Genomic DNA, 13605 nt, shown 5'->3' on the forward strand with positions numbered 1-13605 from the left:
GCTTTCGTGAATTTCGCTCTCTACCGGGAGTTGCTCGCCGTCCGGCCCATCCGCTGGCTGCTGCTGGTGGGCATGATTGCCCGTATTCCACACTCGGCTGCCGGGGTGCTGCTCACCCTGCACATCGTCCTGACCCTGGGCCAGGGCTATGCCGCGGCCGGTGCTGCTGCGGCTGTGATGACCATCGGCATTGCCCTCGGCGCGCCGTGGCGGGGCCGTCGCGTGGACACCGTGGGGTTGCGGACCGCGCTCATTCCGTCAGTGGTTTCGGAGACCGTGATCTGGTCCATCGTGCCGCATGTGTCCTACCAATGGCTCCTTCCGCTGGTCTTCGTCGGCGGTCTCCTCACCCTGCCTATCTTCAGTGTGGTCCGGCAGTCCTTGGGCGTCCTGGCCGAAGGGGAGCAGCGCCGCACCGCCTTCGCCCTGGATGCCATCACCACCGAAATGGTGTTCATGATCGGCCCGGCCGCCGGTGCTGTCGTGGCCACAAGCGGATTCACCACCGCGGGACTGACCGTAGTGGGAGTGGCCACGTCCCTCGCAGGGCTGCTCCTCATGTGGTTCAACCCGCCCACCCGCAGCCCGGCTCAAACCCTTGAGTGCGTGGAAGATGAGCAGCGTGCCGCGGAAGCAGCGGTATTGTCCACCGCTCCGGGCCATGTGCAGGGAGCAGCCGCGGACCTCGCCCCCGCCGGGGCGGCCGCCTCCGCTGGGCAGGATGGCCTGCACGGACGGCCGGGGGGTGGTTTGTCCTGGTTCACCACACCGGTGGCGGCACTCTTTGCCGTTGCCGCAGGCGCCGGAATGGTCCTCAGCGGCACGGACGTTGGCATTGTCGCCGCCCTGGAAATTGGGGGCCACCAGAGCGAAATAGGCATCGTCTTCGTGTTCTGGTGCGCGGCGTCAGTGGTGGGCGGCCTGGTTTACGGCGCCATGCACCGGCCCGTCCCGCCTGTCATCCTGTTGCTTGGCATGGCAGCGCTGACCCTGCCCATGGCCTTCGCCCACGACACCTGGACGCTGGCTTTCATCTCCGTCCTGCCGGGCCTGCTGTGCGCGCCCGTCCTCTCCGCAGCCTCCGAGAAAGTGGCCGACCTCGTGTCGGAAGAGCGGCGCGGAGAAGCCATGGGGTGGTACGGCTCTGCCCTGACTGCCGGTGTTGCCCTTGGTTCACCGCTGGCCGGGGTGTTCATCGACGTCATGGGCCCTTCCGGCGGCTTCGTGTCCGTCGGCGCCGCGGGGGTAGTGCTGTGCCTTGTGGGCCTGGCGCTCCAGCAGCGACGCCGCAAAACTGCCGCCTGTACCACCGGATCGATCGCTCCGTAACTGCCGTTTTGACCCGGCTAAAGGGCAGTTACGGAACAATGGATGAGCCGCGGGAATGTCCGCGGGGAAACGACGACGGCGGGACGGCCTGCAAAAGGCCGTCCCGCCGTCGGGCGCTGCGTGGGGGAGTCTGTCCCTAGTTCACTGCCCCGGTGTACTTTTCACCCGGGCCCTTGCCCGGGGCGTCCGGAATCAGTGATTCCTCGCGGAAGGCCAGCTGGAGGGAGCGCAGGCCATCGCGCAAGGGTCCGGCGTGCTGGGAGCCGATTTCGGGGGCTGCTGCCGTCACCAGGCCTGCCAGCGCGGTGATCAGTTTCCGGGCCTCGTCCAGGTCCTTCAGCTCGGCTGCATTGTCTTCGGCGGCGAGGCCAAGCTTCACCGCGGCTGCACTCATCAGGTGCACGGCGGCCGTGGTGATGACCTCGATGGCAGGGACCTCCGAGATGTCCCGGATCTGTTGTGAAACGTCCGGGCCTGCGTCGCCGGGCTCGAAAACGTACGAATTACTGTCTGAGGTGCTCATACTGGTAAGCTTGACACAGACCGACTGGATGTCGTTATTTCAGGGATTGTCCCAAAACGATCAGGTTCCCAACAGCGCATCACAACGCTGACGGGAATTTTTTCTGTAGAATAGCATCCAGTTTGCAAGCGGAGTTCTCTCCCACCCGCGTCAGCCGCTGTCCCAGGTGTTCCTTTGGAACCCAGGGGGACGTAAGGTTGCCGGGTACCTGGTTGGCACAGCCCGGCAGTTGCCGGTTTGTGCAGATGCACCCCATGCGGGTTCGCTTCGCCAACCTGTTTGAGGCCTTCGATTGCTCCGGCAATTGGGGGCCTTCTCTATTTGCCGGGACTCAACAACAAACACAGGAGCTTTAACATTAGCGAGCCAAGAATCAATGAGCGTATCCGCGTCCCCGAGGTGCGGCTGGTCGGACCTGCAGGTGAACAGGTAGGAATCGTCCGTATTGAGGATGCCCTGCGCCTGGCTGCCGAGTCCGACCTTGATCTCGTTGAAGTTGCACCTCAGGCGAAGCCTCCGGTGTGCAAGCTGATGGACTTCGGCAAGTACAAGTACGAGGCCGCAGTCAAGGCACGCGAAGCCCGGAAGAACCAGACAAACACTGTTCTGAAGGAAATCCGCTTCCGCCTGAAGATCGACACCCACGACTACGAGACCAAGCGTGGGCACGCCCTGCGCTTCCTCGGCGCCGGGGACAAGGTCAAGGCCATGATCCAGTTCCGTGGCCGTGAGCAGCAGCGTCCGGAGATGGGCATCCGCCTGCTCCAGCGCTTCGCGGACGACGTCGCCGAAGTTGGCGTGGTGGAGTCCAGCCCCCGTATTGATGGCCGCAACATGGTCATGGTGGTTGGCCCGCTGAAGAACAAGGCTGAGGCCAAGGCTGAAGCACGGCGCGCTACGCAGCGTGCCGAAGCCAAGGCGCAGAACGAAGCCAAGGCTGCCGGGCGCGTTGACACGTCAGGCAAGGACCAGACGCCCATGACGCAGTCGCTGGCGGACCTCCTGCCCGAAGGCTTCACGGTGTCCACCGAGCCGGAGGCCGTTGCAGAGAAGGCTCCCGCTGAGGTGCCGGCTGCTCCCCAGGAGGAGGCTCCGAAGCAGGAAGCCCCGAAGGCTGCTGCTCCGAAGCAGGAAGCCCCCAAGGCTGGCGCTCCTAAGCAGGAAGCCCCGAAGGCTGCCGCTCCGAAGCAGGAAGCCCCCAAGGCTGCTGCCCCGAAGGCAGCTGCACCGGCCGCCAAACCTGCAGTAGCCGCCACGCCGCCGGCCGCCGCGCCGTCGGCGCCGAAGCCTGCTGCTGTGCCGGCGCCGCCGAAGCCGGTGGCCAGGCCTGCCGCGCCCAAGCCCGCTGCCCGCCCTGCCCCCAAGGCAGCGCCGAAGCCGGCCGGCAAGAAGACCAACTAGTTCACAGCTGCCGTAGGCTCCGTCCTCCGGCAGTCAGCAACCAGCATGCTGCCCGCAGGGGCCGCTGCGCGATAGAACTGCGGCCCCCGGGCCCGCAGAAACGTAAGGAGATCGGTTCCCATGCCGAAGATGAAGACCCACAGTGGTGCCAAGAAGCGCTTCAAGCTGACCGGCAGCGGCAAGCTGCGCCGCCAGCAGGCCAACCGCCGCCACTACCTGGAGCACAAGTCCAGCCGCCTGACCCGTCGCCTTGCCGGCGACAAGATCGTCTTCAAGGGCGACGCCAAGGTCATCCGGAAGATGCTCGGCATCTAGTTTCCAAGTGATTTTTGACGGACCTTCCCCTGATGGCCCGTCACCTGCCAAACAGCCTTCTCAGGCCGCCGGAACACCGGCAACAGATGCTTGGGATCAGATTTTCGAAGGAGTACGCACGTGGCACGTGTGAAGAGGGCGGTCAACGCCCACAAGAAGCGCCGGGTTGTTCTTGAACGGGCGAAGGGCTACCGCGGACAGCGTTCGCGCCTGTACCGCAAGGCCAAAGAGCAGCTGCTGCACTCGTTTGTGTACAGCTACGGTGACCGCAAGAAGAAGAAGGGTGACTTCCGCCGCCTGTGGATCCAGCGCATCAACGCTGCTTCCCGCGCCAACGGCCTCACCTACAACCGCCTCATCCAGGGCCTGAAGGCCGCCGAGGTCGAGGTTGACCGCCGCATGCTGGCCGAGCTTGCCGTCTCTGACGCCAACGCCTTCGCCGCACTGGTCCAGGTGGCCAAGGACTCCCTGCCGGCCGACACCTCCGCCAGGAAGGTTGCCGCAGCTTAGTAGCCGCTGCCGCCCCTCGCATGAGGGGTCCAGTTCAGGAACGAGTGGCCGCAGCTACTACAGTTCTTGTATGAACGAAACCGGGCGCCCGCAAGATCTTCCACTGTCCAATCCCCGAGCTGATCGGGTGAGGGACGTGGCAAAGCTTGCAGGGCGCCCGGCCCGTTTAAAGCGCGGCCAGTTCCTGGCCGAGGGGCCGCAGGCCGTCCGTGAAGCGCTGAAACTACACCAGGAGCGGCTGTCAGCGGGCGCCCCCGGTGTGGTCACCGAGGTGTATGCCAGCGAAAGCTGTCTGGAACGCTTCCCGGAGTTCGAAGAGCTCGCCCAGGGCACCAACGCCCGCATGGCCACCGACGATGTCCTGGCCGCCATGGCGGACACCGTGAACCCACAGGGGATCGTGGCTGTCTGCCGTTTCGTAGACGTTTCCCTGGCAGAAGTGCTTGACGCCCGCCCACGCCTGATGGCCGTTCTCTGCCAGGTCAGGGACCCGGGCAACGCCGGCACGGTGCTTCGGGCGGCCGATTCCGCCGGCGCCGATGCCGTGGTTTTCACCGCTTCCAGCGTTGACATCTACAACCCCAAAGCTGTTCGCTCCACCGCGGGCTCGCTGTTCCACCTTCCGGTGGTGCTGGGCGTGGACCCGGCAGAACTTGCCGCCGCCTGCAAGGCCCGCGGCATCGGCATTCTCGCCGCAGACGGCTATGGACAGCTGGACCTGGACGTCCTGCAGGATGAGAGCGCGAGGCGCAGGCTGACCGGCGACGGGTTCGAATCCGCTTACGACCTCGCCGAACCAACTGCCTGGTTCTTCGGGAATGAGGCGCAGGGGCTCTCCGACGAGGAACTGCACCTGGCGGACCACCGGGTGGCCGTCCCGGTGTATGGCGCCGCGGAGAGTCTCAACCTGGGGACGGCCGCAACTGTGTGCCTGTACGCCAGCGCCCGTTCGCAGCGTCGTGCCGGCGTCGCCGCAGGTCAGTCACACACCGAGTAAGGGCGTACGACGACGGGAGCTGCTTCCAGGGCCCAGAACCTCCGGTGTCGGCGCGCCGGACCGATCACGGGCAAAGAAAAGGCCCCGGTTTTCCGGGGCCCCTCGGTGATGTTGTTATACAGGACGGTCAGGGTGCGCGGGTGGCTTTTCCGCGTCCGGTGACGAATCCGTAGATGCCGGCGACAATGAGGCCGCCGACGATAGCGAGAATCCAGGTGCCCAGGTCGAAGAAGGCAAGATCGCCCTTGTTGAACAGAAGGCTGCCAATCCAGCCGCCAACAATGGCTCCTACGACACCCAGGATGAGGCTGGTCACCCAGCCGCCGCCGACCCGGCCGGGCATGACGGCCTTAACGATGGCCCCGACAATCAGGCCCAAAATAATCCAAGCAAGAAAACCCATGTCTCCTCCTTATAATGACCGGGATTAATAGTCCCGATGAGCCTCAAGCTAACATAAGCACCCCGCAAAGTCAGTAGCCCTAAGGGCGGCGTTGCCGCATCGTTAGAAGGCCCCTGCGGGCGGGGTATCAATTGCGGCTGGCCCGCACGGTCCCGGCGCCAGGCTGCTCAGGCCGGGAGTGGCCGTTTGCGTTCCAGCAGGCCGCTGAGGAGGGCGACGCCGAAACCGAGAACGGCAAGGACGGCACCCACCAAGGCAGGGGCAACGAAGCCCCAGCCGAGTGCGATGACAAGACCGCCAAGGAACGCCCCCAAGGCGTTGGCCACATTGAGCGCCGCATGGTTGAGGGAGGAAGCCAGTGACGGTGCGTCGGGTGAGGCGTCAAGCAGCCTGGTCTGCAGGGCGGGAATCAGCATGGAACCGGAAGCTCCCACCACGAACACCATCACCATGGCGCTCCACTGCCAGTGGGCGGCCACCGCGTAGACCACCAGGGCCACGGCAATGGCAGGGAGGACCCGGTAGAGGGTGCCCATGACCGACCGGTCGGCCAGCCTTCCGCCCACGATGTTCCCTGCCACCATGCCAAGTCCGTACAGTGCCACCACGAGGGGCAGCAGGGCGGACGGGATGCCGGCCACGGCGGTCATGGTGTGGGCGATGTAGGTGTACGTGGCGAAGAAACCGCCAAACCCGACGATGCCGACCAGGAGTGCAAGCCACACCTGGAGCCGCTTGAGGGCGCCGAGTTCGCGCCGGATGCTGGCATCCGGGTGCGCGTGCTGGAAGGGGACGAATTTCCAGACCATGGCCAACGCCAGCAGGCCAATGGCGCCCACGAGGACGAACAGCAGCCGCCACCCGAATGTCTGTCCCAGCCATGTGGCGAACGGCACCCCCACCACGTTGGAGACGCTGAGCCCGGCCATAACCATCGAGATGGCCCATCCCCGCCGGGTGGGTGGAACCAGGGACGCGGCGATGACGGCGGCGACGCCGAAGAACGCCCCGTGCGGCAGGCCCGCGGCAAAGCGCGAGACGAGCATCCACGCGTAGTCGGGGGCGACATAGGAACTGAGGTTGGCCACGGTAAAGAACAACAGAAGCCCCAGTGCCAGTTTCTTTCGAGGGAGCCTGGCGCCGACGGCGGCCAGCAGGGGAGCACCGACCACCACTCCCAGCGCATAGGCGGAGATCAGGTGCCCGGCTTCCGGTGTGCTGATCCCCAGCCCCAGCTCAACTTCCTTCAGCAGGCCCATCATGGTGAACTCGGTGACGCCGATGCCCACACCGCCCATGGCCAGGGCGAAGATGGCCATTCCGAGGTTGGTCGTCTTGGCGGGGGCTGCCGTGGACGGGGAAATAACGCTGCTCATATGCCTGCTTCTCGTCAAGGGTGGATCTGGAACGGGGACGGATGCCACGGCAGTGGGGCGGGACGGTCCGGACAGTCTGGCAAACCCCTGGCAGGCAGGAGCTATTCCCGGCGCTTCAGCAGGACGGGCCCAGACTGACGTTCCTGGACCTTCCCATTGTGGCCCATAGAATGATCCGGTGACTGGACTGATTCAGGTAGTGGGCGGAGCCGTGGTGGACAGCCTGGAGCGTCCGGAGACACTTCTGGTGGCCCGGCGGAGTGCGCCGGAGCATTTGGCAGGGCTGTGGGAGTTTCCGGGGGGCAAGGTGGAACCGGAGGAGGAACCCGAAACCGCCCTGAGGCGGGAGCTTGCTGAGGAACTCGGAATCGACGTGCGGCTGGGGTCCGAACTGGCTGCGGAAACAACGGGCGGCTGGCCCCTCAATGAACGAGCCACCATGCGGGTCTGGTTCGCCGAAGCCACCCGCGGCGAACCCCTGCCCCTTGAAGACCATGATGAACTGCGCTGGGTTGACCTGCGGGACCGGGAAGCGGTCCTCGGCCTCCCCTGGATCCCGGCCGATTACCCGATCGTGAGCGCCTTGCTGGACTCGGTGGCCGGGACGCTCCGGGAGCCCCTGCGCCTCGAGTGAGCTTCAAACAGTGGCTGGTCAGAACAACGCGTCCTGGCCGGGCGGCCCGGGAGCGGCAGCGGCACGGCGGGAACCCCCGGACGCCTGGGCGGGAATGACTCCTTCCGGGTACTGGGCCTCCTCAACCCGGGGATCGTCCAGGTCCCGGTTGTCCAGGTCCCGGGGGCTGAAGCCGGAGGAATACGAAAACCCGTGGCGTGCCTTGAAGTAGCGGACTTTCCCCGCAAGCCATGTCCGGTATTCCTTGGACGCGTAGGAGCCCGTTCCGTACAGCCGCCGGTAGCGGCCCACCAGCTCGGGATGGCGGGCGGCGATCCACTTCATGAACCATTCCCTGGTGCCGGGCTTTAAGTAGAGGGCGCCGGCCGTGACGCCCGTTGCCCCGGCCGCTGCCAGCGCCCCAAAGAGGGCATCCAGGGCTTCGTCGCTGTCCGACAGCCACGGGAGGATGGGCATGGCCATAACGCCGCACGGCAGTCCGGCCTCACGCAGCCTGGACACCAGCCTGAGCCGGGCCCTGGGTCCCGGGGTGCCGGGCTCGATCGCCTCCGAAAGGGCTTCGTTGGTCATAGCCAGGGAAATGCCCAGTCCCACGGGCACCTGCGTGGCAGCGCTCTTGAGCAGCGGGATGTCACGCGCCAGGAGCGTTCCCTTGGTGAGGATGGACAAGGGAGTGCCCGACTCGGCCAGTGCGTTGATGATTCCCGGCATGAGCCGGTACCGGCCCTCTGCACGCTGGTAGGGATCGGTATTGGTACCCAGCGCCACCTGCTGCCGCGTCCACGAGGGTTTGGCCAGTTCCTTCCGGAGGACTTCCGCGGCATTGACCTTCACAACCACCTGGCTGTCAAAGTCCATGCCGGCGTCAAAATCCAGGTACGTGTGCGTCTTGCGGGCAAAGCAGTAGACGCAGGCGTGGCTGCAGCCGCGATAGGGGTTCACCGTCCATTCGAACGGCATCTTCGATCCCGCCGGTACCCTGTTCAGCGCAGACTTGGCTGTAACTTCGTGGAACGTGATCCCTGCGAATTCAGGGGTGGTGACGGAGCGGACCAGGCCTGCGAGTGGAAGCAGCGCCGGGACCGCTGTGCCCGGTGCCTCCGGAGTGGGCACCAGTGCCTGCGCTTCCCATCTCATGCCTCCATTCGAAAACATGTTCGAATGTAAGTCAAGCCGGGCACGCCCTTAGCAGGCTAATAACGCAGCTCCCAGGTGGCTGTCACGGTTGCCTCAACCGGGTTCAGGCCCGGTTCGATCGCCATGGGTTCGGTGGCTGCTGCCCGTTGCAGGCCGGCCAGCGGCACCGGTCCCGGTGAGGGGCGCTGGTCGGTCACGGACGCTACCCTCCCCAGGGTGGCCGAGGCCAGGGAGGCATACTGTCCGGCAGCACGCACCGCGTCCTGCCACGCTGCGTCGCGCGCCTGCGCCCGCACGCCGGCTTCATCGGACAGGACAAGCTGCAGGCTGTTCAGCCGGACGGCGTCGCCGCCTGCCAGGACGGCGTCGGAGATCACGGCAGAGGCGTTCCCGAGGTCCCGCAGCCTGACTGCGAGGCTGGCCGCCGCCACGTAACCGACGAGTTTCTGTCCCTCCCCGTCACGCCATGCGAGGTCTGCCCGCACCGAAAGACCGGTTGAACGGATGTCGCTGGGCGCGACGCCGCGGCCGCGAAGTGCGGACGCCACTGCAGCAAGACCCTCACCTGCCGCCGCATACGCTTCCGCCACCGACTGGGCCCTGCACTCCGCTTCCACGGAAACCAGCACCAGGTCGGGAGCTGCTTCGGCCCATCCGGTTCCCGCAACAGTGACCGTTCCCGTGCCAACCTGCACCTGCGAATCCCGGGTCACTGCGCCCGCCTCCCTGCCGTGAGAGGATAGCCGCCCGCAGCCAGCCCTGCCCGGCGTTCAAAGACGTTCCCGGTTCCGGCATTGCCGGTCCGGATCACTGACCAGCCGGCAGCCGCCAGATACAGCGGAATAAAGGGCAAACCGAGGCACCAGGCGTATTGGCTGCAGTGCAGCTCTTCGTGCCCCAGCAGTTCCGGCCGGGACAGCAGGTCCCCGGCCGTGCTGCGGCACAGCACCACATTGCCCAGCGTGTAGGCCTGCGCAAAGGGCAACCGCCAGCGGTAGCCCGCGGCAATGATCATCCCCCGCGGACCGCGTCTGATCCGGGTCCGTGCGGCAAGGGCGACGGCGAGCCCGGCCAGGGTGCTTCCATTCAGGAAGTTCGCTGCCCGCCTGAGCTGCTGGGCCGTCGTCGGGCCGGAAAGAAAACCCGCGCGCTGCCGCAAAGTCATGAGGCCATGGTAGCCGGAGGGTTCAACTAGACTGGAGGGCAGTGGCCGCCGGTCCTGCCGGCGAGCCCTGACCTGGTCATTGAATGAACTGACGTTCAGCGCATTCATCCATGACCTGCCAGCGACGGACGCGCCGAGCGGGAAACCGCGTACGGCTGCCCCGCCCGCCGGCAGCCACGACTCGTAGCTAAGAACAGTAGATGACTGAAACTTTGCCGGGCGCCGCCATCCCGAACCCCACGGATGAGGCCGCCATCAACGCCGCTGTAGACCAGGCCATCACCGCCATCGCCGGTGCGGCCACCCTTGACGAGCTGAAGGCGGTGCGCCTTGCCCACAGCGGCGAGAAGTCCCCGCTCAGCCTTGCCAACCGTGAGATCGGCCGGTTGCCCAAGGACCAGAAGGCGCTCGCCGGAAAGCTGATGGGTGCATCCCGCGGCAAGGTCAACAAGGCGCTCGCCGACCGGACCGCCGTCCTGGAAGCAGAGAACGACGCCCGGATCCTGGTGGAGGAAACCGTTGACGTGACGGCCGCCCCGCGCCGCCGCCGCGCCGGTGCCCGCCACCCGCTCTCCACCCTGCAGGACCGGGTTGCGGACATCTTCGTCGGCATGGGCTGGGAAATTGCCGAAGGCCCGGAGGTGGAGTCGGAGTGGTTCAACTTCGATGCCCTGAACTTCAAGCCGGACCACCCGGCCCGCGAAATGCAGGACACCTTCTTCGTGGAACCTCCGGAAGCCCACCTGCTGATGCGTACCCACACCTCCCCGGTACAGGTCCGTTCCATGCTGGAGCGCGAGGTGCCCATCTATGTCCTGTGCCCGGGGAAGGTATTCCGCACCGACGAACTGGACGCCACCCACACCCCGGTGTTCCACCAGTTCGAAGGCCTGGCCATCGATAAGAACCTCAGCATGGCCGACCTGCGCGGAACCCTTGAGCACTTTGCCCGGCAAATGTTCGGCGAGGAAGCCCAGATCCGGCTGCGCCCCAACTACTTCCCGTTCACCGAGCCGTCCGCCGAGCTGGACATCTTCCACCCCGGCGCCAAGGGCGGGCCGGCCTGGATCGAGTGGGGCGGCTGCGGCATGGTCAACCCGAACGTCCTGCGCGCCGCCGGCATCGACCCGGACGAGTATTCAGGCTTTGCCTTCGGCATGGGCATCGAGCGCACCCTCATGTTCCGCAACGAGGTGGGGGACATGCGCGACATGATCGAAGGCGATGTACGGTTCAGCGAGCACTTCGGGATGGAGATCTAACAGTGCGTATCCCACTTTCCTGGCTGCGGGAATTCGCAGCAGTGCCGGCCGGAGCAACGGCCGAAGACGTCATGGAAGACCTGGTCAAGGTCGGCTTTGAAGAAGAAGCCGTCCACCGTCCCACGGACACCCTCCAGGGCCCCGTGGTGGTGGGCCAGGTCCTGAGCCTCGTCAAGGAACCGCAGACCAACGGCAAGACCATCAACTGGTGCCAGGTCCGCGTTGTCCCCGAAGGCAAGGAACAGACCCTCACCGGGGACGGAATCGACCCGTCCGGCGTCCAGGGCATCATCTGCGGCGCGCACAACTTCGTTGAGGGCGACAAAGTGGTGGTCACGCTTCCCGGCGCCGTGCTGCCCGGCGACTTCCGCATCTCAGCCCGCAAGACGTACGGACACCTGTCCGCCGGCATGATCGCCTCGGTCCGCGAACTGGGCATCGGCGAGGACCACGACGGCATCCTGGTGCTGTCCCGCATCGGGCTGGACCCCGAGGTGGGCACCGACGCCATGGAGCTCCTTGGCCTCTACGACCAGGCGGCCGAAATCAACGTCACCCCGGACCGCGGCTACGCCTTCTCCATCCGCGGCGTGGCCCGTGAATACGCGCACGCCACCGGCGCCGCCTTCACGGATCCCGCATCCAGGGTCCAGGCACCGGCCGAACTTTCCGGCGGGTACGGCGTCAAGCTCAACGACGACGCCCCCATTTACGGCAAGCCGGGCTGCGACCGCTTCGTGGCGCGCACCGTCCGGGGGGTGGACGCCACCAAGCCCACCCCGCCGTGGATGGTGTCCCGGCTCCGGCTCGCGGGCATCCGCTCCATCTCGCTGCCCGTGGACATCTCCAACTACGTCATGCTCGAGCTGGGCCAGCCCACGCACTGCTATGACCTGGACAAGCTCTCCGGCGACATCGTGGTGCGCCGCGCCGCCGCAGGGGAGAAGATCACCACCCTGGACGGCAAGGAGCGCACCCTTGACGCCGAGGACCTGCTCATCACCGACAACTCCGGGGCCATCGGCATCGCAGGAGTCATGGGCGGGGCTGCCACCGAGGTGGGCGATTCGACGTCGAACATCCTCGTGGAGTCCGCGCACTTTGACGACGTGTCCATCGGGCGGTCACGGCGCCGGCACAAGCTGCCGTCGGAGGCGTCCAAGCGATTCGAGCGAGGCGTGGACTGGCAGGTGGCGGGCATCGCCGCCCAGCGCGTGGTGGACCTCCTGGTGGAACTGGCCGGCGGCACCGCTGACGAAGCGGGAACCGACGTCGGGACCGCCCCGGACACCGTCACCATCGAGCTGCCCGCCGGTTTTGCTGCCGCACGGATCGGCATCGACTTCACTGAGCAGCAGATTGTCACGTCCCTTGAGGACCTGGGCGCCGTGGTAGTAAAGCACGACGCCGGGTGGACAGTTACGCCGCCGAGCTGGCGGAGCGACCTGGAGACCAAGGAAGACCTGACCGAGGAAATCGCCCGGCTGGTGGGCTACGACAAGATCCCCGCCACCCTGCCGGTCGCCCCGCCGGGCCGCGGACTGACGCGCGTCCAGCAGCAGCGCCGCCGCCTGATCCAGGCCCTGGCCGACGCCGGACTCACCGAGGTCCTCTCCTATCCCTTCGTGTCCAAGGCGGCCAACGACACCTTCGGCGTGGCTGACGAAGGAGGCGCGCGGACCGCCCTCAAGCTGGCCAACCCGATCAGCGAGGAGCACGGCTACCTGCGCACGTCCATCCTGCCCGGCCTGATCGAGGTGGCCAAGCGCAACCACTCCCGTGGCTTCCGGGACCTGGCCCTGTTTGAATCCGGCCTGGTGTTCCTGCCGGAGGGGACGGTGGGAACTGCGGCCATCCCGCCGCTGGGCGCCAAGCCTGCCGATGAGGTTCTTGACGCACTGTACGACGGCGTCCCGAACCAGCCGTTCCACATCGCGGCAGTCCTTACCGGCCACGATTCCCCGGCCGCCGCGTCCCACACGCCCCGCGTGTGGGACTGGGCAGACGCACTGGACGTAGCCCGGCTTGCCGGCGACGTGCTGGGCGTGGACCTGGTTGTCAGCCAGGGCAGCCACCAGGCGTTCCACCCCGGCCGCACCGCCCGGCTGGCGCTGCGCACGGGGGAGACCGTTGGCTACGCCGGCGAACTGCACCCCAAGCTGCTGGCCGCCTCGGACATGCCGGCCCGCTCGGTGGCGCTGGAACTTGACGCCGATGCCCTGTTCGAGGCCGCACCCGACGTGATCGTGGCGCGCCACATTTCCACGTTCCCGGTGGCCACCCAGGACGTGGCCCTGGTGGTTCCGGCCGACGTTCCGGCGGACGAGGTCCTTGCCGCGCTGCGCGAAGGTGCCGGCCAGCTCCTGGAAGATGTGGCTCTGTTCGACGTCTACGCAGGCAAGGGCATCGAAGACGGCAAGAAGTCGCTGGCCTTCGGCCTCCGGTTCCGGGCCGCTGACCGCACCCTGACCGCTGACGAGGCCTCGGCGGCGCGTGAGAGCGCAGTTGCCCTGGCCGCCGAACGCTTCGGAGCTGTCCAGCGGTAGGTTCCCT

14 protein-coding genes are annotated in these 13605 nt (G+C 66.5%); 8 read left to right on the forward strand and 6 right to left on the reverse strand.

Annotated elements, in window-relative coordinates; translation table 11 throughout:
• Nucleotides 1-6: 6 nt before the first annotated feature.
• Nucleotides 7-1329: an MFS transporter gene (locus J2X98_RS01550; RefSeq protein WP_307303653.1), complete on the forward strand. Its 1323-nt coding sequence runs from the start codon at nt 7-9 to the stop codon at nt 1327-1329.
• Nucleotides 1330-1465: 136 nt separating this feature from the next.
• Here the strand turns inward: J2X98_RS01550 and J2X98_RS01555 are convergent, their stop codons facing one another.
• On the reverse strand, nt 1466-1852 hold the full coding sequence (locus J2X98_RS01555) for a DUF1844 domain-containing protein (RefSeq protein WP_141940802.1): 387 nt from the start codon (nt 1850-1852) through the stop codon (nt 1466-1468).
• Nucleotides 1853-2251: 399 nt separating this feature from the next.
• On the opposite strand from J2X98_RS01555, the gene infC reads away from it, so the two are divergent.
• From infC to J2X98_RS01575, 4 genes are all read left to right on the forward strand, one after another.
• Nucleotides 2252-3253: a translation initiation factor IF-3 gene (gene infC, locus J2X98_RS01560; RefSeq protein WP_373460814.1), complete on the forward strand. Its 1002-nt coding sequence runs from the start codon at nt 2252-2254 to the stop codon at nt 3251-3253.
• Between the two features lie 120 nt (nt 3254-3373).
• Nucleotides 3374-3568: a 50S ribosomal protein L35 gene (rpmI, locus tag J2X98_RS01565; RefSeq protein ID WP_009358635.1), complete on the forward strand. Its 195-nt coding sequence runs from the start codon at nt 3374-3376 to the stop codon at nt 3566-3568.
• A 120-nt stretch (nt 3569-3688) separates the two neighbouring features.
• On the forward strand, nt 3689-4078 hold the full coding sequence (gene rplT, locus J2X98_RS01570) for a 50S ribosomal protein L20 (RefSeq protein WP_307303657.1): 390 nt from the start codon (nt 3689-3691) through the stop codon (nt 4076-4078).
• Nucleotides 4079-4148: 70 nt separating this feature from the next.
• Nucleotides 4149-5075 (forward strand): TrmH family RNA methyltransferase, encoded by a 927-nt coding sequence (locus J2X98_RS01575; protein WP_307303659.1) that lies wholly within the window; start codon nt 4149-4151, stop codon nt 5073-5075.
• A 127-nt stretch (nt 5076-5202) separates the two neighbouring features.
• Here J2X98_RS01575 and J2X98_RS01580 read toward each other — a convergent pair whose 3' ends face one another.
• Nucleotides 5203-5478: a GlsB/YeaQ/YmgE family stress response membrane protein gene (locus tag J2X98_RS01580; RefSeq protein ID WP_141940804.1), complete on the reverse strand. Its 276-nt coding sequence runs from the start codon at nt 5476-5478 to the stop codon at nt 5203-5205.
• 167 nt (nt 5479-5645) lie between these two features.
• Nucleotides 5646-6854 (reverse strand): MFS transporter, encoded by a 1209-nt coding sequence (locus tag J2X98_RS01585; RefSeq protein ID WP_307303661.1) that lies wholly within the window; start codon nt 6852-6854, stop codon nt 5646-5648.
• Between the two features lie 178 nt (nt 6855-7032).
• Here J2X98_RS01585 and J2X98_RS01590 point away from each other — a divergent pair, with 178 nt between their 5' ends.
• Nucleotides 7033-7488 (forward strand): (deoxy)nucleoside triphosphate pyrophosphohydrolase, encoded by a 456-nt coding sequence (locus J2X98_RS01590; protein WP_307303664.1) that lies wholly within the window; start codon nt 7033-7035, stop codon nt 7486-7488.
• An 18-nt stretch (nt 7489-7506) separates the two neighbouring features.
• Here J2X98_RS01590 and J2X98_RS01595 read toward each other — a convergent pair whose 3' ends face one another.
• The 3 genes from J2X98_RS01595 to J2X98_RS01605 are packed head-to-tail and all read right to left on the reverse strand — an operon-like array spanning nt 7507 to nt 9790.
• Complete coding sequence (locus J2X98_RS01595) at nt 7507-8625, reverse strand: Rv2578c family radical SAM protein (RefSeq protein WP_307303666.1); 1119 nt, start codon at nt 8623-8625, stop codon at nt 7507-7509.
• Between the two features lie 56 nt (nt 8626-8681).
• Complete coding sequence (locus J2X98_RS01600; RefSeq protein WP_307303667.1) at nt 8682-9338, reverse strand: SIMPL domain-containing protein; 657 nt, start codon at nt 9336-9338, stop codon at nt 8682-8684.
• Nucleotides 9335-9790 (reverse strand): hypothetical protein, encoded by a 456-nt coding sequence (locus J2X98_RS01605; protein ID WP_307303668.1) that lies wholly within the window; start codon nt 9788-9790, stop codon nt 9335-9337. Before J2X98_RS01605 ends, J2X98_RS01600 begins: the two co-directional genes overlap by 4 nt.
• Before the next feature lie 200 nt (nt 9791-9990).
• On the opposite strand from J2X98_RS01605, the gene pheS reads away from it, so the two are divergent.
• Together pheS and pheT are read left to right on the forward strand one after the other, a co-directional pair.
• On the forward strand, nt 9991-11052 hold the full coding sequence (pheS, locus tag J2X98_RS01610; RefSeq protein ID WP_141940809.1) for a phenylalanine--tRNA ligase subunit alpha: 1062 nt from the start codon (nt 9991-9993) through the stop codon (nt 11050-11052).
• Nucleotides 11053-11054: 2 nt separating this feature from the next.
• On the forward strand, nt 11055-13598 hold the full coding sequence (gene pheT, locus J2X98_RS01615; protein WP_307303669.1) for a phenylalanine--tRNA ligase subunit beta: 2544 nt from the start codon (nt 11055-11057) through the stop codon (nt 13596-13598).
• The last annotated feature ends 7 nt before the right edge of the window (nt 13599-13605 follow it).

The sequence above is a fragment of the Pseudarthrobacter enclensis genome, assembly GCF_030811655.1.
GTDB lineage: Bacteria > Actinomycetota > Actinomycetes > Actinomycetales > Micrococcaceae > Arthrobacter > Arthrobacter enclensis_A.

Coding starts and splice junctions, on each gene's coding strand:
- J2X98_RS01555 (WP_141940802.1), bottom strand. CDS start 1,852: ATGAGCACCTCAGACAGTAATTCGTACGTTTTCGAGCCCGGCGACGCA.
- rpmI (WP_009358635.1), top strand. CDS start 3,374: ATGCCGAAGATGAAGACCCACAGTGGTGCCAAGAAGCGCTTCAAGCTG.
- J2X98_RS01575 (WP_307303659.1), top strand. CDS start 4,149: ATGAACGAAACCGGGCGCCCGCAAGATCTTCCACTGTCCAATCCCCGA.
- J2X98_RS01580 (WP_141940804.1), bottom strand. CDS start 5,478: ATGGGTTTTCTTGCTTGGATTATTTTGGGCCTGATTGTCGGGGCCATC.
- J2X98_RS01585 (WP_307303661.1), bottom strand. CDS start 6,854: ATGAGCAGCGTTATTTCCCCGTCCACGGCAGCCCCCGCCAAGACGACC.
- J2X98_RS01595 (WP_307303666.1), bottom strand. CDS start 8,625: ATGAGATGGGAAGCGCAGGCACTGGTGCCCACTCCGGAGGCACCGGGC.
- J2X98_RS01605 (WP_307303668.1), bottom strand. CDS start 9,790: ATGACTTTGCGGCAGCGCGCGGGTTTTCTTTCCGGCCCGACGACGGCC.
- pheS (WP_141940809.1), top strand. CDS start 9,991: ATGACTGAAACTTTGCCGGGCGCCGCCATCCCGAACCCCACGGATGAG.